The sequence below is a fragment of the Acinetobacter sp. YH12233 genome (assembly GCF_013417725.1).
GTDB lineage: Bacteria > Pseudomonadota > Gammaproteobacteria > Pseudomonadales > Moraxellaceae > Acinetobacter.
This window is the reverse complement of sequence record NZ_VPDK01000019.1, coordinates 46,345-65,626: the sequence shown is the minus strand read 5'-3', so window position 1 is coordinate 65,626 and position 19,282 is coordinate 46,345. Positions and strand designations below refer to the sequence as shown.

The 19,282-nt window shown below is 42.2% G+C and carries 15 protein-coding genes, 1 tRNA gene and 2 pseudogenes; 8 read left to right on the top strand and 10 right to left on the bottom strand.

Features of this window, described 5'->3' with window-relative positions; translation table 11 throughout:
• Nucleotides 1-210, top strand: a pseudogene (locus FTV12_RS16430) (DDE transposase); the annotation flags it as partial.
• 57 nt (nt 211-267) lie between these two features.
• On the opposite strand, the gene FTV12_RS10130 reads toward FTV12_RS16430, so the two are convergent.
• From FTV12_RS10130 to FTV12_RS10115, 4 genes are all read right to left on the bottom strand, one after another.
• Nucleotides 268-1,488: an OmpP1/FadL family transporter gene (locus tag FTV12_RS10130; protein ID WP_180033984.1), complete on the bottom strand. Its 1,221-nt coding sequence runs from the start codon at nt 1,486-1,488 to the stop codon at nt 268-270.
• A gap of 321 nt (nt 1,489-1,809) precedes the next feature.
• A complete protein-coding gene (locus tag FTV12_RS10125) occupies nt 1,810-3,330 on the bottom strand; it encodes an outer membrane protein transport protein (RefSeq protein ID WP_179993355.1) in 1,521 nt (506 codons plus the stop codon).
• A gap of 337 nt (nt 3,331-3,667) precedes the next feature.
• Nucleotides 3,668-3,743: transfer RNA gene (locus tag FTV12_RS10120), tRNA-Arg, on the bottom strand.
• Between the two features lie 91 nt (nt 3,744-3,834).
• A complete protein-coding gene (locus FTV12_RS10115; RefSeq protein ID WP_179993356.1) occupies nt 3,835-5,187 on the bottom strand; it encodes an amino acid permease in 1,353 nt (450 codons plus the stop codon).
• A gap of 332 nt (nt 5,188-5,519) precedes the next feature.
• Here FTV12_RS10115 and prpF point away from each other — a divergent pair, with 332 nt between their 5' ends.
• Both prpF and FTV12_RS10105 read left to right on the top strand, forming a co-directional pair.
• Nucleotides 5,520-6,710 (top strand): 2-methylaconitate cis-trans isomerase PrpF, encoded by a 1,191-nt coding sequence (prpF, locus tag FTV12_RS10110; protein WP_180033983.1) that lies wholly within the window; start codon nt 5,520-5,522, stop codon nt 6,708-6,710.
• A 224-nt stretch (nt 6,711-6,934) separates the two neighbouring features.
• Nucleotides 6,935-7,843 carry a polyprenyl synthetase family protein gene (locus tag FTV12_RS10105; protein WP_180033982.1) on the top strand — a complete coding sequence of 303 codons (909 nt, stop codon included), beginning with the start codon at nt 6,935-6,937 and terminating at the stop codon, nt 7,841-7,843.
• Between the two features lie 83 nt (nt 7,844-7,926).
• Here FTV12_RS10105 and putP read toward each other — a convergent pair whose 3' ends face one another.
• From putP to FTV12_RS10080, 5 genes and pseudogenes are all read right to left on the bottom strand, one after another.
• The gene (putP, locus tag FTV12_RS10100; RefSeq protein ID WP_180033981.1) at nt 7,927-9,438 is read right to left on the bottom strand and encodes a sodium/proline symporter PutP; all 1,512 of its coding nucleotides are present in this window, start codon (nt 9,436-9,438) and stop codon (nt 7,927-7,929) included.
• A 213-nt stretch (nt 9,439-9,651) separates the two neighbouring features.
• Nucleotides 9,652-10,503 (bottom strand): SPFH domain-containing protein, encoded by an 852-nt coding sequence (locus FTV12_RS10095; RefSeq protein WP_005234507.1) that lies wholly within the window; start codon nt 10,501-10,503, stop codon nt 9,652-9,654.
• A 3-nt stretch (nt 10,504-10,506) separates the two neighbouring features.
• Nucleotides 10,507-10,989, bottom strand: a complete 483-nt coding sequence (locus FTV12_RS10090; protein WP_004783073.1) for an NfeD family protein — start codon at nt 10,987-10,989, stop codon at nt 10,507-10,509.
• Between the two features lie 101 nt (nt 10,990-11,090).
• Complete coding sequence (locus tag FTV12_RS10085; RefSeq protein ID WP_180033980.1) at nt 11,091-12,008, bottom strand: patatin-like phospholipase family protein; 918 nt, start codon at nt 12,006-12,008, stop codon at nt 11,091-11,093.
• A 64-nt stretch (nt 12,009-12,072) separates the two neighbouring features.
• Nucleotides 12,073-12,702, bottom strand: a pseudogene (locus tag FTV12_RS10080) (1-acyl-sn-glycerol-3-phosphate acyltransferase).
• A gap of 133 nt (nt 12,703-12,835) precedes the next feature.
• On the opposite strand from FTV12_RS10080, the gene FTV12_RS10075 reads away from it, so the two are divergent.
• The 3 genes from FTV12_RS10075 (at nt 12,836) to FTV12_RS10065 (ending at nt 16,228) form a co-directional block, all read left to right on the top strand.
• The gene (locus tag FTV12_RS10075) at nt 12,836-14,077 is read left to right on the top strand and encodes an MFS transporter (RefSeq protein WP_180033979.1); all 1,242 of its coding nucleotides are present in this window, start codon (nt 12,836-12,838) and stop codon (nt 14,075-14,077) included.
• Nucleotides 14,078-14,213: 136 nt separating this feature from the next.
• Nucleotides 14,214-15,386, top strand: a complete 1,173-nt coding sequence (locus tag FTV12_RS10070; RefSeq protein ID WP_180033978.1) for a porin — start codon at nt 14,214-14,216, stop codon at nt 15,384-15,386.
• A 140-nt stretch (nt 15,387-15,526) separates the two neighbouring features.
• Nucleotides 15,527-16,228, top strand: coding sequence for an HAD family hydrolase (locus FTV12_RS10065; RefSeq protein WP_180033977.1), 702 nt, complete (start codon nt 15,527-15,529; stop codon nt 16,226-16,228).
• Here the strand turns inward: FTV12_RS10065 and FTV12_RS10060 are convergent.
• A complete protein-coding gene (locus FTV12_RS10060; protein ID WP_180033976.1) occupies nt 16,225-16,902 on the bottom strand; it encodes a DUF421 domain-containing protein in 678 nt (225 codons plus the stop codon). The two genes, FTV12_RS10065 and FTV12_RS10060, sit on opposite strands and share 4 nt — an antisense overlap.
• 478 nt (nt 16,903-17,380) lie before the next feature.
• Between FTV12_RS10060 and FTV12_RS10055 the strand changes: the two genes are divergently transcribed.
• Together FTV12_RS10055 and FTV12_RS10050 are read left to right on the top strand one after the other, a co-directional pair.
• Complete coding sequence (locus tag FTV12_RS10055) at nt 17,381-18,067, top strand: carbonic anhydrase (RefSeq protein ID WP_180033986.1); 687 nt, start codon at nt 17,381-17,383, stop codon at nt 18,065-18,067.
• A gap of 144 nt (nt 18,068-18,211) precedes the next feature.
• Nucleotides 18,212-19,255 carry a molecular chaperone DnaJ gene (locus FTV12_RS10050; RefSeq protein ID WP_180033985.1) on the top strand — a complete coding sequence of 348 codons (1,044 nt, stop codon included), beginning with the start codon at nt 18,212-18,214 and terminating at the stop codon, nt 19,253-19,255.
• The last annotated feature ends 27 nt before the right edge of the window (nt 19,256-19,282 follow it).

The following is a 19,282-nucleotide window of genomic DNA, read 5'->3' as shown; positions in this document are numbered from 1 at the left end:
AGAATGAGCTTTCATATTACCTCTATTGCTATCCTTAACCTATTGAAGTTTGATTCTTTGGCTTCCGCAGGTAATTTGCCTAAACATCTAGAAAGTTTAATGGAAAAATCTAAAAGGTATGTTTTACTGAAAAAAAGAAGTAGAAACTACGCACGAGTTGTGAAAGGGAAACCACAGAAATACCCAAAAAAATGCCAGTCAATCTCTTAACTGACTGGCATTACACCAAAGGGTGCCTTTTTTTATTAGAGTAAAACTCTTTATTGCTTAGAAACGGTAGCCGATTTTTAGGCCATAACCCATGGCATGGTTGTCTTCAAAGCTACCTTTTACTTCACCACCTGTTTGTGCTTGTGCATCTCCTAGCCAGAAGTATTTAACCCCAGCCTGGATAAAATAGTTTTCTGCAGGGCTGTATTGGCCGCCTAGACCGACACTCCAATAACCTTCAGTTGGACCCAAGGTGGTTACCGGGTTTCCTGCACCAGAGTCATAACCTACAGCAGCAGAGCCTGACCATTTAACGTTAAATTTATGACCTAAACCCACATTTGCAGACCATTGATCATCTGAATAATCGACAAGATTCTGCTGTTTTCCGGTGAGTGCGCCAGTTAGCTGAGATAAATAAGCAGGTTTTACTCCAAACTGATCCCAATGTACCCAGCGAATATTAGCAAAGGCTAAGGTATTTTTTGCAATGCCTGACTGTAAGTCAATGTTGACTGATTGTGGTGTAGTAATTTCCGCTTTATGGTAAGTTGGAATTACTGGTTTACCCAATAATGTGCCAGTTAATCCAGGAATATATAAAGCCCCATCTGTACCAAAACCGAAGGTTTCTGTGGTATCTAATTCATGTTTAATTTCAGAGCGATAAGTCACAGCAGCTTTTAAGGCAATTTCAGGAATAGAATATGCAAAACCAGCTAACCAACCGTAAGCTTCACTTTCTTTAAGGTCAATATCATAACCGCCAAGAACTTGCGGGCCTCTATAAGCTGTACCACGTAGGGAGACTTTCGCCTTTACGCTTTGATAGACAGGTCCGGCATAAACATTCCAGTTCTCATTTGGCTGATACCCTATAAGTGCTGTAATGCTATTGGTTTTTACTTCAACAGAAGTGCCCTCCAATACACCAGTATTGGTATTTACTGTAGCAAAAGCATTAGATTCAGGCGCATATTGAGCGTCAGCTCCAAATGGCTGGTCATAAAGTAAACCCAGAGATATTTTATCAGTTGCCTGAATTTTTATAGCAGCAGTAGGGAAGTAGTAATCTTCAGCCATATCGCTGACTTTATTGCCGGCATTGTCTTTACCTTGAACTTCTGGATCTAAAACAGAAATACCCGCTTCCGCATAGTTACCAGGTTGTAAAAAAGCCTGAATAGACTGGCCTGAACGGTCTAAACCGGCAGCGAACACGAGAGAAGTAGGCAGGCTAGAAAGAAGAATAGCGATAGAGATTGGCTTAAGCTTCATGGCTCATCCTTGACAATGTTGCATAAATATTAATAAAAGTTGTGGGAAAGTAACACAAATTTAAAAAGAGTAAATGCTCCACTTCGTCCAAGAAATGAACTATGGCGGTTATAAAAAATGATTGCTTAGAGTATTTATACTATATTTTTTTGATTAACTTAATGAAAATAAACAAATAATAATTTTTATCAAAATATATTAAAAACAAAATTTAGGCAAAATTTGATTGGTGATAAAAGCATCGAATAGTATACAGGTGTATAAAAATATAATTGGGATAATAAAAACCACCCGAAGGTGGTCTTTATTAACTATCAGGAATTAGAAGCGATAGCCCATTTTTAAGCCATATGCGATTGCATGGTTATCGCTGAAGTCACCAACAATACGGTTATCTTCACCGACTTGAGCTGCAGTTTGTGATTCTGCATCACCTAACCAGAAGTATTTCACACCACCAGCAATAAATGTAGCTGGAGTAGGACTAAATTGAACGCCTAAACCAACATTCCAATAACCTTCTGTTGGTCCAAGTGTTGAAACTGGATTACCTGCACCAGAATCCCAACCCACAGAGACATTCCCAGCCCATTGCTCAGAAAGCTTACGACCTACACCTACTGTTGCAGACCATTGATCTTTATCATATTCAACTACGTGGAAACCATCTGGACGATTCACAGAATCTAATTGTCCAACAGCTTCACTTATTTTACCAAACTGGTATGGGCGAATAGAGAAATTAGACCACTCTACCCAACGTACATTAGCAAATGCTACGGTATCTGCCATGATACCTGTTTGGAAGTCTAAGTTTACAGATTGCGGAGTAGTAATTTTGGTTTTACCAGATTCAGTCATTGCATCTGTATAAGTAGTTGGTACACCTAAACCATTTAAGAGTCCTGTAACTGATGCAGCAGCAAGAGGATTATTTAAAACTGATAATCTTTCAGTAGTGCTCGCATTATGGTCGATTTCAGAGCGATAAGTTAAAGAAGCTTTTAAGGCAATCTCAGGAATTTGGAAAGCCATACCTGCTAACCATCCTAAGTCTCCTGTCTCTTTGAAATTTGCATCATAGCCATTAAAAATACTATATGCCTGTCCGCGTAATTTTAAGTCGCCTTTAACAGTTTGATATACTGGTCCTGCATAGATATTCCAGTTTTGGGTTGGTTGGTAGCCAAAAACAAAACTAAGATTTTGTGTATGTACCTCAACCTCAGTATTGCCTTGACCTAATGCAGCATTAGCATTCACTAAAGCAGTTTGAGTTCCTTGTAATTGTTGTAAGCCTGCTGCAACGATTGGATTTGATGCAGCAACTTGCTGTAAAGCACCTAGTACTAAGCTCTGCTGTGGAGTGCCTGCTGGTGCAGCTGCTGTAACAGCAGTCAAAGCTGGAGCAAAACTAGCTCCAGCTGCTTGCACTAATTGACTAACTGAATTTTGAGTAATATTCGCGATACTTGATGGAGTGAGAACTTGGTCAGTTCCTTGAGATACAAAAGCGTTATTACCGCTATATTCTGCATTTGCACCAAAAGGTTGGTCATATAAGAGACCAAATGAAAACTTATCTGTAAGTTGTAATTTTAATGCAGCATGAGGAAAATAATAGCTGTCAGCCATATCGCTAATTGAACGACGTGTGTCTAATTCGCCAGCTTCTTGTCCTGAGACATCTGCATCTAAAACAGAAATACCTGCTTCAAAATAGTTACCAGGTTGTAGGAAGGCTGCAATAGATTGGCCTGAACGGTCCATTGCCGCAGCAAATGCACCCGTCATTGGTACAGTTGCGAGAATCATTGCAGTAGTTAATGTTTTTAATTTCATTTACGTCTTTCCTTGAGGTACAAATTTATATCTAGCGTTGTTGTTTGCACTTATTAAATTCTTGGAGATTTCGGGTATTTATCCGCAATCATTTGTTACTCCATGTGACAAAAATAGCACAATTAAAATAAGAGTAAATGCTCTAGAAAAAACTAATTAGTCTAAAAAAGCACCAAAATAGAGTTTTTGCACCAAAAAATAGCTGTATTTTAAAATAAGTATTTGAAAGTAAAAGAAATAAAATAATGGAGAAAAAATGATTTTTTGTATAAAAAATATTCTAAAAATATGAAGATTAACGCTAATTTTTTGAAGTATAGATCACATTTTGAAAGGATGGTGCGCCCTGCGGGACTCGAACCCACGTCGGTCGCTTAGGAGGCAACTGCTCTATCCAGTTAAGCTAAGGGCGCGAAAAGAAGGCTATTGTACTGTAAAAAATGCAAAAAAAAAGTTATTGCCGCAGCAATAACTTTAAAAATCATCGATTAAAAGATTTTTTGATTAATTCTTAGGGCGCAGTGCCTTAAACAGAATAAACATGATCACTACCCAGATCGGAAGCATCAGTACTGATTCTTTAAAGCCTTGTGTCCACATGATGTAAAGAATGGTTGCAATGAAAGCTAAAACCAGAATATTACTTGCAGGTGACCACAATGCAGGGAAACTGGTCTTTTGTCCTAACTGCTTCATGCTTTGCATAAACTTGAAGTGGGTCAAGCTAATCATGGCCCAGTTCAGTACCAATGCACCTACCACCACATACATCAGGTGACTTAAGGCATCTTCAGGAACAAAGTAGTTTAGGAGTACACAGCCGAAAATCAGCAGGGCAGAGAACAGTACTGCAGGAATAGGAACCCCTTGTTTGTTCACAGTCTTGAAGATTTTAGGGGCATTACCTTGCTGTGCCAGACCATAAAGCATACGGCTATTGGCATACATACCACTGTTATAAACAGAGAGTGCCGCTGTCAGGATGATGAAGTTCAGCAGATGTGCTGCCCAGTCAATCCCCAGCTGGCTGAAGATCATCACAAACGGGCTTTTATCTAGGCCGCCAAGCTCTAACTGATTCCAAGGTACTAAAGACAATAGAATGGTCAATGCACCTACATAGAATACCAGAATACGGAATACGACCTGATTAATCGCTTTTGGAATGGTTTTTTCTGGATTTTCAGCTTCTGCTGCCGCCATCCCGATCAGTTCAATCCCACCGAAGGCAAACATCAGGAAGGCCAGCATATAGAATAAGCCTTCAAAACCATTCGGGAAGAAACCGCCTGCTGTCCAAAGGTTGCTGAAAGAAGCTCCTGAAGAGGCATCAGCAGTCAGGATCAGATAGAGACCAAAGACAATCATGGAAACGACCGCAGTCACTTTCACAATAGACAGCCAGAATTCTGATTCACCGTAGAATTTCACATTGCCGAGATTGACCAGCGTAATTACGATGAAGAAAAACAGGACTGAGGTCCAAGCAGGAATATGAGGCCACCAGTAATTAATATATTTTGCAACGGCGGTGAGCTCGGTCATAGCCACCAGGATATATAAGATCCAGTAGTTCCAACCCGCAAGGAAACCAGGGAATTTGCCCCAGTATTTATAAGCAAAATGGCTGAATGAACCTGCTACAGGTTCATGAACAATCATCTCACCCAATTGACGCATGATTAAGAATGCAATTAAGCCACCAATGGCATAGCCAAGAATAATAGAAGGACCCGCAGATTGGATCACCTGTGCGGAACCTAAGAATAAGCCTGTGCCAATTGCACCGCCCATGGCGATCAACTGAATATGACGGTTCTTTAAGCCACGCTGAAGTTGTGAAGACTCGTTATTCAAAGTGTTCAGCCCGACAATGTAAGAAATAGGTATAAAGATTGTAATGGAACAAAGATAAGAAGCCTAGAGCACCCGTCTGGATGAAATATTATTATCGTATTTATAAAAAAAAATTATAAAAATAAATAGAATAAAAGATATGTGAATCAATATATTAATTTTATTGAAAATGTAACTGATGAGTTTGCTGTTTTTTTAACTCGACACAAATGCTGTTTTTTTATACTTAGGTCGGGCAAGGCAGCTACTTGGCTTTAAACCGATTATACTCGTCTCAGAAATATTCAATAATTTTGATCAGAATAAAGACAAGCCAGAGGAAGAAAGTATTCATGAGTTTCGCTGCCCAAATCAAAATCCCGGCCACTTACATGCGCGGAGGCACCAGTAAAGGGGTGTTCTTTAAACTGGACGATTTACCTGCTGCTGCACAACAGGCAGGCCGAATTCGGGACCAGTTATTATTAAGAGTGATTGGCAGCCCGGATCCATATGGCAAGCAGATTGATGGGATGGGCGGTGCCAGTTCAAGTACCAGCAAAACTGTGATTCTGTCTAAAAGTCAGCAAGAAAATCATGATGTGGATTATCTGTTTGGTCAGGTATCGATTGATCGACCTTTTGTGGACTGGAGTGGTAATTGTGGCAATCTGACTGCAGCAGTCGGGGCATTTGCGATCTCCAATGGTCTAGTCGATCCTGCACGTATTCCTGAAAATGGGCTGTGTACGGTGCGAATCTGGCAGGCGAATATTCAGAAAACCATTATTGCCCATGTACCGATGCAGAATGGTCAGGTTCAGGAACTAGGCGATTTTGAACTGGATGGCGTAACTTTCCCAGCAGCCGAAGTACAGATTGAATTTCTGGATCCTGCCGATGATGATGCCGAGGGCGGTTCAATGTTTCCGACCGGAAATTTAACCGATACGCTAGAAGTACCGAATATTGGCAGCTTTGAAGTAACGATGATTAATGCCGGGATCCCGACAGTTTTCTTAAAGGCAGAAGATCTGGGCTATAACGGTACCGAGTTACAGGACCATATCAATAATGATGCAGCTGCCTTGGTGAAGTTTGAAACCATCCGAGCCTATGCTGCTCAACAGATGGGTCTGATTCAGGACATTAGTGAAGCTGTTACACGTCAGCATACGCCAAAGATCGCTTTTGTGGCTCCACCAAAGACTTATACGTCCTCTAGTGGTAAGGAAGTCACTGAAGCAGATAGCGATATTCTGGTCCGTGCCTTATCGATGGGTAAATTGCATCATGCCATGATGGGGACAGCGGCTGTAGCGATTGGGACAGCGGCAGCAATTCCGGGAACCTTGGTTAATCGTGTTGCAGGTGGCGGGGAGCGTGAATCAGTCCGCTTTGGTCATCCTTCCGGTACCTTAAGAGTGGGTGCGCAAGCAGTGCAGGAAAATGGGGAATGGAAAGTGAAAAAAGCCATTATGAGTCGTAGTGCGCGTGTGCTAATGGAAGGTTGGGTGCGTGTTCCTGAAGATGTTCTTTCTTAAAATTATTTCTTGAGAAATTAGCCTAAGTAAAACCATCAGTTCTCTGGTGGTTCTTTTATTGATGCAGATTTTCTACCTCAAATTTTCAGTCTAAATACAGAATTATGAAACAACATTTGGATTTAAGACTGAAAATTCAATGCAATTCTAGGTACAATGCCTGATAACAGACAGGCACTTATAAACTGTCATTTTATTATTCTGGCTACGTATTCGAGGCGAATGTGTCATCTATCACTGACGTATCAACCCATGCACTAACTCAAGCACAACAACGGATTCAACACGATTTAATGACTGCCTTGGAAGCCTTTTCCATTCCGGAACCGTTAAAGTCGGCAGTACATCATGCCGTAATGCTAGGAGGAAAGCGGGTACGTCCAGCACTCTGTTATGCCACTGCCGCTTTAAAACCGAATCAGAATAGTGCTGCGGTACGCCGTGCCGCAGTTGCGATCGAGTTTATTCATTGCTATTCACTGGCACATGATGATCTGCCATGTATGGACAATGACTTGTTACGTCGTGGTCAGCCAACCTGTCATGCTGCTTTTGGTGAAGATACGGCTCTTTTGGCGGGTGATATTTTGCAATCTATGGCGTTTGAAATTCTGGGTAGTCGTCTGTTTGATCAGGGGCCTGCAGTAGAACCTGCGATTGTCTTGAAGCAGATGCAGATTCTGGCGACTGCTTCCTCGAAAATGGTCAATGGTCAGGTACTGGATTTACAGGCCGAAGGCAAAAAAATTGATCAGGAAGCATTGGAAACCATTCACCGAAATAAAACCGGAGCTTTGATCAGTGCAGCGATCATGATGGCAGCGGTGACGATCTTTGAAGGGACTGATGTGGCAATTCTAAAACTGCGTGAATTCGGGCAAGCCATTGGTCTTGCTTTCCAGGTGCAGGACGATATTCTGGATATTATTTCTGATACAGAAGTGCTGGGTAAAACGGCGGGCAAGGATGAACAGGTGGAGAAGTCAACTTATCCAGCATTGATGGGTTTAGAGAAAGCCCAAGCCTATGCACAGCAATTACATGATCAGGCCATGACTGCACTGAATCATTTTGAAAGTCAAGCCGATGACCTGATGCAGATTACCCAGTTCTTGCTGACACGTAAAAGCTGATTTTAATAAACTAATCTTCCTGAAATCAGCTTAAAACAAGCATAAAAAAGAGGACTTAAAGTCCTCTTTTCTTTTATATTGAATTACTTGCTTTCGTTATACAGACGTTCTGCCTGTTCAAAGCGTGTTGTAATTTCAGCTGTTGGTGCTTTGCCTAAGAGACTTACAACCACAATCGCAATCCATGAACAGATAAAGCCTGGAATAATTTCATAGATGCCGGCTGGAATAAAGCCAAGACCTGTTCCGCCAATAGTATTCTTCCACAGAATCACCATACATGCACCAACGATCATGCCTGCCAAAGCGCCATTCAAGGTCATACGTTTCCAGAACAGAGACAGAATAATCAGTGGACCAAAAGCAGCGCCAAAACCAGCCCAGGCATACGCCACCAGACCAAGCACTTTAGATTCAGGATTACCAGCCATCCAGATTGCCAGTAAAGCAATGAGAAGTACCATCAAACGACCGACCCAAACCAACTCTTTTTGTGAGGCATTTTTACGCAGGAATGATTTATAGAAGTCTTCAGTCAAGGTACTTGAACAAACCAGTAACTGACAGCTAAGCGTACTCATCACTGCAGCGAGAATTGCCGCCAGAACCACACCAGCAATCCATGGGTTAAACAGGATTTTAGTCAGTTCCATAAACACGGTTTCAGGATTGGCATTCACCACAGCAGCGAGTTCCGGATGTTGCTGGAAATAGGCAATACCAAAGAAACCTGCGGCCACAGCACCACCCAAACAAAGCGTCATCCAGGTCATCCCGATACGGCGTGCATTTGGAATCGACTTCACTGAATCGGCGGCCATGAAACGCACTAAAATATGCGGCTGACCAAAATAACCCAAACCCCATGCCATTAATGACAGGATCGCGATGGTACTCAGATCACCGACCAAGTTCATGGCCTGTGGACGTGCGGCTTCCAAAGCGAGCGTAACTTGCGACATATCTGAAAAAGTCAGGATGGTTACGATTGGTGTAAGAAGCAGGGCGAAGATCATCAGGGTTGCCTGAATGGTATCCGTCCAGCTGACTGCCAGGAAACCGCCAATAAACACATAACTGATCGTTGCAATCGCACTGATCCAGAGCGCTGTACTATAAGACATGTCGAACATACTTTCGAACAGACGTGCACCTGCCACCATGCCTGAAGCACAGTAAATTGCAAAGAAAATCAGAATGACAAATGCAGAAACCACACGCAGTACTTTTTTCTGATCGTTAAAACGGTTCGAGAAATAGTCCGGTAGGGTCAGGGCATTATGCTGGACTTCGGTATGGACCCGTAAACGACCCGCAACCAGCAGCCAGTTCAGCCAGGCACCGATAATCAGACCAATCGCAATCCACATTTCAGACAGGCCTGAAAGATAAATTGCACCCGGCAAGCCCATCAGCAGCCAACCACTCATGTCGGAAGCCCCTGCAGAAAGTGCAGTTACGAAACTACCTAAACGTCGGCCCCCTAAGATGTAATCAGAAAAGTTGTTTGTCGCACGGTATGCCATCAGGCCAATCATGACCATGCCGACAATATAAAAAAGAAAGGTAATTAAGGTTGGATTTAGGGAGCTCATACGGTATCCATTTTTAAGTTGGACAGTAGATCGAAACAAGGATTATGACAGATGCGAAAGACTTTAATCCGAAAGCCAAGCAACATCGAATCCAGAGGATTTCAAAAATAAACGCGAAATTTAACCATAAATTCACAATCTTTGCTGAGATTTTCTTATTTTGAAAGAAAATAGGCAACCAATTGGCTGCCTATTGTGAAGTATCTCTGAAATTTAGTGACGTCCCATCACACCGCGGATGGTATTCAGCACATCGGCAGGCAAGACCACAGTCTTGGCATTTGGAGACTTGGCCATATCCTGCATGGCTTTGACATATTGTTCACCCAACAGATAAGCCACAGGAATTTCCTTATCGCCAATTGCCTGACTCACCATATCAATCGCACGCTGTGAAGATTCTGCCAGTACGACTTGCGCTTCTGCATCACGACGTGACGCTTCCAGACGACCATCAGCTTCCAGAATGGCGGCCTGTTTTTCACCATCCGCTTTAGTGACGGTTGCACGACGTTGACGCTCTGCCGCTGCCTGTTCTTCCATCGCCGTCTGCATGGTTACAGAAGGTTTGATATCCTGGATTTCAACCGTCTTTAAGGTGATTCCCCAGTCTGAAATATCATCAGAAATGCTGGACTTTAAACGTGCCTTGATATGATCACGCGAAGATAAGGCATCATCCAGATCCATTTCACCCACGATTGAACGTAGCGAAGTTTGTACCAGGTTCTGAATTGCCCAGGAGTAATTCTCAATCCCGTATACCGCTTTTTCAGGAGTTGTCAGGTTGATATAAGCCACCGCATTCATCAGCAAGACAGCGTTATCACGGGTAATTACTTCCTGCGAAGGAATATCCAGAACGATATCTTTGGTGGTGACTTTATAAGCCACTTCATCTACATAAGGAATGACAAAATTCAGGCCAGGATTAAGTGTGGTGTGGTATTTACCCAGACGTTGTACGATCCATTTATAGCCTTGTGGAACAATTCGTACACCCTTAAAAATGGTAATCGCAACAAAGGCCAAGAACGCAATAACAATGATAGTGCCAGCAGACATAATTTATTCACCTTTTTCGTTTTGATATTGAGTGCTGTGGGGCTGTACAACCAGGTCATTTCCCAAGATATCGACAACACGGACACGATCTCCGACTTGGACTTTATCCAGAGCGCGGCAATCCCATTCATCTGAGCCTAAAACTGGCAGCGGAAAACGGACCCGGATCTGATCCTGTTCAAGATCGGTCTGAATCACCATGCCAATTTGGCCAATAGTGGCCTCACGCGACAAGCCGGCTTTGGTCTTGTCGATAGAAAGCGGCTTGATAAACTTGAACCAGAGCAAGGTACAAAGAACAGACAGGATGATCCAGGTCAGGATCTGGGTGGTCAGTCCCATCATCGGGAACATCCAGTACAGAATGCCGACCATAATGGCACCAATCCCGAACCAGAGGGCAGCAAAAGCGGGCAGGAGTAATTCTGACAGAATAAGAAGTATTCCCAATACAAACCAGTGCCAAGGTTCAAGAACTAATTCCATATCGTGACCTATATTGCTAAGTATTTAATTAATCATCATCTTTATATGATTTACTTCCAATGTAGCAGATGCTGCAGCAGATGAATATAAAAAATTTCTGATTAAAATTTTGCCGGTCGTGCAGGCTTGAATGCAGCCGGAGACTGCCTAAAATCACTGATGGCTTTTTCAATTGAACGGATTTTTAATTGCGCGGCTTTTTCACCTTCGAGAATGGTTTCATTGCTGGCTTTTAAATCCAGCGTACCGATATGACCTACTTTAGGCTGGATTACAATATTGGCCTGACTGAGTTCTTCATTGATACTTTGCTGACCCATGATATTAATCGTCTGGTCCAGTACGCCCCACATGTTGAGCGCTTTATTGCTGTCCGGACGGGCAGAAATATCTACGGCAATAACAATATCAGCTCCCATATCTTTGGCCGTTTTTACCGGAATCGGGCTAACCAGACCGCCATCGACATATTTCGTACCGCCAATCACAGCGGGTACAAAGACATTCGGAATGCTGCAAGAGGCACGCACGGCTTGTCCGGCATTGCCTTTAATAAAGTCAGCTTTACGGCCATTGTCCAGGCGGGTTGCCACTGCCGCGAAGCGAATCGGGAACTGTTCAATCGGTTTATTCGCCACATTTTTATTGACGAAATCCTGCAGTTTCTGTCCGGCAATAATCCCTTGACGGTTCAAGGTTAAATCACGAATATCAGATTCCTTAAAGTTCAGGGCAATTTGCTGCAACTGATAAGGAGATTTGCCGCTGGCATACAGGCTACCCACGAAGCTTCCGGCACTGGTTCCAGTAACAATCTTCGGTTTGATGCCATGCGATTCGAGGACTTTAAGTACCCCGATATGGGCAAAGCCTTTGGCACCGCCACCACCGAGAGCAATAGCTACCACAGGTTCACGAGCCTGAAGCGGAGTAGAGGGTGCTGGGGTTTTAGTAGCTTTATCACATGCTGCAAGGCTTAAGCCCAAGCAGCCAATCAGAGCATAACGGGCTAATTTCATTATAAAAAACTGACGATTAAATCAACAAAATTCAGGCTATCACATCAAAAAAAGCCAGTTTTGCCTAGTCTTTTTTCAAAAGCTTTTGTAACGGCTTGGCGACCCAATCCGGATTTTTGGCCGAAAATTTACCTTCATAATGCTTATAGATCTGTTCCAGATCATATTCATAATCACCTGTCAGGTGATATACACCGAGGATATGAACGGTCTTGATGTCATAGTCAAAGGAAAACATCACAATCGGCAAATGGGCTGCCTTGGCAATATGATAAAAACCACTGCGGATTTTTTCTGGCGCCTTGCGAGAACCTTCCGGTGCCATACCTACCCAGATCCGATCAGTCTTATTAATGACATCAACAATCTGTCAGGTATGTCCTTGAGGGGTATCACGTACAACCGGAACCACACCAATCCATTCCAGGATCGGTTTAAGTGGTGTGCGGAATAAACTGTCCTTGCCAAAAATCGTGATCTGAATGCCGAGACCGAGCAAAGCATTGAAGCCCAGCCAGGCATCGATATTCGAGGTATGCGGGGAAATAATCGCTACTGCTTTAGGCAGGTTAGGGAATTCGCCTTTGAGCTGCCAGCCCTGAGCCAGAAATAGCTGTTTAAACAGGGCTTGGCTCAGTTTACCTCCGCGGGAGGGAACCAATGGAGGGAGTCTGGGGAAACGTGTTGTACTCATCAATGTCTCATCCTGAAACGTATTTTTCTTTATTTTTGATCATATTAGACTGTTGTAAAATCTGGATCATTGGCAAAATGTATAGCGATGATGGATGCTTTTAGCATTTTTACCTTAAGGACCTGCGCTGAATATGCGGAATACTTATATTTTACTGTTTTCCCTATATTGGGCACAGGGGCTTCCGGTCGGGTTTATGACGCACGCTTTACCTGTAATTTTACGAGCTGAAGGCGTATCTCTGGCACATATTGGTGGCTTTGGTCTGCTCATGCTGCCATGGTCGATTAAAATCTTCTGGGCACCTTTAGTCGATCAGCATGGATCAAAATCTCGAGGCCATTATCGAAGCTGGATTATTCCTTTGCAATGGCTTTCTGTCGCTGTACTGATTGGGCTGTCCTTCTTGCCGATCCAAGCCTTAAACCAGCCCCTGTTTCTGCTGATCTTTTTTATCACGTTGTTAGTGATGAATGGGATCGGTGCTACTCAGGATATTGCTACAGATGGACTGGCAGTCAATATTCTGAAAAATGAACAGCAACACTGGGGTAATACCTTTCAGGTGATTGGCTCCCGCTTGGGCTTTATTGTTGGAGGCGGGGCAATCCTGTGGTTACTCGATTTTTTGCATTGGCAGATAACCTTTTTACTGCTGGCAGCTCTGGTCTTTCTGAATACTTTACCGGTGTTATGGTTTAAAGAGCCGGATCATCAAAAGATGGTTTCTTCATCATCTGAAAAATTACCTGCTCGGACTAGAATCAAAGCTTATTTTCAATATTTTTTAGCTGATTCTACCTTGGCGACATGGCTGCTGGTTTTACTGACCTTTAAAGTGGCAGATGGTCTGTCTGGGCCCTTATTAAAACCTTTGATGGTCGATTTGGGACTGAGTTTTAGTCAGATTGGTATTTATGTCACCATGCTTGGTGCTTTTGCAGCATTAATTGGCGCAGGGCTAGCAGGCTGGTGTTTGAAATACTGGTCGCGCAGCTGGAGTTTAATGATTTTCTCTATTCTGAAAATACTCAGTCTAATCGCTTATGCCTGGCTGGCTGCACAATATGAAGCCCAAAACAAAGTGGCAAACTGGATCATTTATCTCATTAATGCTGCCGAGGATATGATATCGGCCATGCTCTTAGTCGTTATGTTGACCTTGGTGATGCAATACAGCCGCAAGCATCTGGCAGGAACTGATTTCACTTTTCAGGTCGCCTTGATGGCTACTATAAGCGGGGGACTTTATAGCCTGAGCGGGCTACTAGGGGACGCTTTGGGTTACCGAAACTATCTAAATTTGATCGTAATCATCGCGATTTTTTGCCTGATTCCTATTTTCCGATGGATGAAAGTAGCGAAAAATATTTAAAATCTCTTATGAATAAGTAAGTTAATTCACTCCCCACCTAAAGTATTAAAAAGAATATGTAAATATTTTTTTAATAATTTTGTAATATAGGCGTCGTGTGTATTATTTGTAACAAAATAAGTTAAAGGATTTTTTAATGAAAACTAAGTTAGCAACAGCAATCGCACTCAGCCTTTTAGCGGGGACTACATTTGCAGCACCAACTTTCTATGGTGAAATCGATCTTTCTCTAGATCATGTACAAGCAGATAATAAAAATGGCGTAGAAGATCGTCATATTACTGACTTGAACTCTAATAACTCATTCTTGGGTTTAAAAGGGGATGAAAAATTAACTGACCGTTTAAGCGCGTTATACCAAGCTGAATTCACATTCTATAGTGATGAAGGTTCAAACAGCAGCAATGACGTATTCGTACCGCGTAATATTCTCATTGGTTTAAAAGATGAGAAATTAGGTGCGTTAAAAGTCGGTAAGATTGATACGCCTGTAAAACAGCTTTCTGCTGTAGTGGATACTTTCAACAACTATGTAGCAAACAATGCTGACGTAAACGGTATTATGGCAGGTGAAAACCGTATCGATAACGTATTGGTTTATGAAACTCCTGCATTCAATGTGGGTGAAGGTAAGGTTGAGGCAAAACTTCAGCTTGCAACTGGTGAAGGTAACGACACTATTAAAGCAACTAAGGGCGGCTCTACTGTTGCTGGTCGTGGTTTAGGTGATTCTTGGTCTTCTTCAGTTGTTTACTCAGACAAAACATTTGTCGCAGGTCTGGGTTATGACAAAGCAATTCCATCTCGTCTTTTAGCACGTGGTTTTCTAAATGCTGATTCACGTGATGTAGGTGAGCGTTCTAATTTTACTACTGAACTAAATACACTACGTGCGATTGGTCGTGTGAATTTGGATAATGGCTTGTCAATCCGTGGTTTATACCAAGTTTCAGATGTTGAAAATGCAGATGCTAGTGTTCCAGTTAACGTTACTGTTGAAGGTGTAACAACTAACATCGCCCCAACATTTGCGCGTAATATCGACGATGCTCAAGCATGGTTGATTGGTGCTGAATATAATCTACCAAACGCGAAAAAATGGACAGTAAAGGGTCAATATAGCTACAGCGATGTGACTTTCAATAATGCAACTCCAGACTTTGAAGCTAAGCAAATTCTTGCTGGTGTAGACTACGCTTTATCTAAGCAAGTGAAAGTGTACGGTACAGCAGGTTACTTAACTATTGAACAAGGTTCTGATGAAGACAATCAGTTACTTGTTGGTACAGGCTTCGAATACAAATTCTAATTTTAGAGCATAAAAAAAGCGATGCTTCGGTATCGCTTTTTTTATGCCTGAAACAACAAAACTTAGCAATTTTATGTCTGATCTAACAAGTTTCGGACTGTTAACATGATTGAAAGTTTCAGCATTTCGTTTTGAAAATTATGCCTATTCAAGCCGTTTTATTTGATCTCGACAATACCTTGACCCATCGTGATCTGACGACACAGGCCTATAGCCGTTATCTGGCGGAGTATTATGCTTCGGCACTAGCACAGATTGAACTTGAGAAAATTATTGAGATTGTGCGACGCATAGACAATGGCGGTTATCCGAAAAAGGAATTGCTGACTCATGGCAGTATTGGCGCTTCAGCTGCATATGCATTGTTGCAGGAATTATCCTGGTTAACTCCACCAGATCTAGAGGAGCTAGCGCAGTTCTGGTTCAGCGAGTTTGGACGTTTCGCCGTAGAGATGCCGCAAGCAGGGCAAGTATTAAAACAGCTTAAAACTGAAGGTTATCGATTGGCCATTGTATCCAATGGCGGACATGAGACCCGATTAAATACCATTTGCGGTTTAGGTATTGCAGATTATTTTGATGAGATTATCAGTTCAGGATTGGTCGGCTTTAATAAACCGCAACCGGAAATTTTCCAGATCACCGCAGAGCGTTTAGGCGTACAGCCAGAACAATGTCTTTATATTGGTGATCATCCTGTCAATGATGTTCAAGGCGCAACAGCCGCAGGTATGCATGCTTTGTGGATGCAAGGTTTCCATCCGGATGCTGGGCATATTCAATACAAGATTCAGCAACTACCAGAAATATTTGATCATTTACAAAGGCTTAAGCAGCTCTAAGTAATCCGGTGGCTATTCATGGCTTTTGCCCATTGGTGAGAGTGACAGCGTGGACAAGTCTGTGCTGCTTCTTTTAAATGCTGGACTTGACCGCAATAGATACAGGCATAAAGCTCTTCTGGTCTGACTTCTTTGACAATGCAGCAGGATTTAGGGAAAAGCGGGAGCCCATGCCGAACATCATCTGGATGGAAATACAAAATACTAAATTTACCGTCAGTTTCCAGTAAACCCAAGCGCACCTGACCCAAGTGTTCAATGCCTTGCTGACGCATCTCAGCAAAGAATTCATCATGAGACATTTTGCCTTTTTTAATTTCATTGATGACCAGTAAACCATCTTCCACAATATGAATCGGTTTGCCTTCGAGCAGGTCTTCAAACCATTGAAATTTCATCATGAGCCAAGTAGTCAGACGATACAGGAAAATGATCACCGACATGATCAGCGCCGCCTGAATCAGGGGAAGATCTTCTGTAAACATCGGATCGCCGGCAATGGAACCCAAAGCAAGAATGATGGTAACTTCAAAGATCGAAAGTTGTCGTACCCCACGTTTACCTGTCAGCCGCAGAAACAGGATAATCATCGCGTACATCACTACACAGCGCAGCAAAATTTCTGTGGCAAATTCCCAGGTCGTATCATTTATAAATATGGTGGCCCAGTCCATTGTTATTATTCCAGATCACTCTTTGTTACGAGTCTATCAATCTCGGCTGTTAGTTTGCTGCTGTAATTGTGTAAGTTTTTGAATAAAAATAAATTATGTTTTTTGAATGTGATTGCTATGAGTGAAAGATATAGCGATTTTAAGAAAATAAGATAGATATTTCATGTAAATATTGATTGATTATTCAACAGATTAAATTTGAACCAGTTCACATTTTACTCTGTGTGATTTTTAATCAGTACAAATAATATCCTACTGAAATATATCAAGATAAAATCTGAGCAATTTCCTAGGAATAATGAGAACTATTTAATGATTTGTAATCAAATAACGTGATAATTATAAATTTCTGTATGTTGTGCCTTGAAAAATATAGCGATTAGATCAAGCTAAAAATCTGTTTTTTAAATTAAAAATATTAATTTTGACTTCCAAGAAAGGATGTATTGTGAAAAAGATATTCACGCTTTTAACGGTTATGGGCTTAAGTACAGCGGTATTTGCAGATGCAGACTGGAACTATGATCAGCCTGAACAATGGTCGACTCTAAACCAGAAATATTCAGCCTGTAATGGACTGAACCAGTCACCAATCAATATCGAGCGAACAGTCAAAGCCGAACTGGAACCGCTCAAGTTTAGCTATAACACTATGATTCACACAATTGAAAATAAAGGTCATACCGTTCAGGTAGACTTTGCCCAAGGCGGAGAATTACAGCTGGATGGTGAAACTTTTGTGCTGAAACAGTTTCATCTACATAGCCCAAGTGAGAACCTGATTAAGGGCAAGAGCTATCCTCTAGAGATTCATTTTGTCCATGCCAATGCTCAAGGGGAACTTGCTGTAGTGGCGATGATGTTTGAGCAGGGTACAGAAAATCCGATGCTTAAACGTATGTGGAATCGCTTGCCGAAAAAGCAAGGTGAAAAAGTCGTCTTGAAGAAACCGCAACCTGTAAATGAGATGTTGCCTAAGAATCTGGATTATTACCGCTTTAGTGGTTCGCTGACCACACCACCATGTTCCGAAGGTGTGCGCTGGTTAATTCTGAAAGAGATCCAGCAGGCCTCAAAGCAACAGATTTCAGAATTTTCCAAGCTAATGGGACATTCAAATAACCGTCCGGTACAGCCCTTAAATGGCCGTGTGGTACTGGAATAATAAACAGCAGCATGGAAAAAAGCAGACACAGTTCTGCTTTTTTTAATTCTGATACAAATTTCAATAGCCTAAGGTGAAAAGAACTTTGTGGCGAATGCTGAAAGAATTAATATAGATAAGATTTCCTTGGGTTTTTCTGCTGCCATGCTCTTTGACTTAAAAACCATGATCCAGCCATTCACAGCGCTTTCGCCACAGCAGAAGAAGCTGGATCGTCTGATTGATAAAATCGAACAGCAGAAGCTGGAGTTAAAACAATGGCAACAGGCTGAAGAAGACCTACAGCAATATACGCATAAAACTTTCATGCCGGTCTATCATGAATTACATGGTGTGCTGTTTGAGCAGCTCGAACAGCTCTGGAAGCACTTGCAGGAAACAGATTTTACCAAGGTCGAGTTGGTAGTACTGGATGAGAAGATTCAATACCTGGCAGATTATCTGCAAGATTCTCAGGCGATGTCAGCGCAAGAAGCCAATAAGGTCAATGAAATCTTCATCTATTATCAGCAACGCGCTGAACATGCTCAATTCAGAAAAAGCCAAAAAAAGACCAATGAACTGGAAAGGTTTTTTAAGAATGAAAATGTCCCAGATCCGGCAGATGCTGAGGGATTTGAAGAATGGGCTTCTGATCATTTTCAGCAAATCCGCGAGCAGGCCAAACTAAAACGCCAGCAGGAAAAACAGGAACAGGCGGCTGCGATGGCAGAGCAGTCAGTGAAATCTGTATATTTAAAGATTGCTGCGGCGATTCATCCGGATCGTGAAGCAAATGACGTAAAGAAGATTAAAAAGACTGAATTGTTGCAACGTGCCAATGAGGCTTATGCAGAACAGGATTTGTTTGCCTTACTGAAAATGCAGCTTCAGATTGAGCAAGATCGAGATCCTTCGCAAAAGAGTTTAAGTGCAGAGCAAGTGAAGTTGTATCAACTGGCTTTGGATGCGCAGAGCCAGAAGTTACAAGAACAGATCGATACATTGATCAATCGATTGGTCTGGTCATCAAAAACCAGAATTGCAGTCAAAAAGGCAAAAGGTAAGGTTCAAATTGCTGACTTGTATAAGCAGATTGATGAAGATACTTCTACTATCAAGCAGCAAATCAAAGTCGAAAAAGAACGCCTGATGTATATTAAAAAGATGAGTGGTTTAGAGATGTTTTTAAGGCATGGAATGCTTTAAGGTTTTTCTACCTCTTCCTTGGGGAGA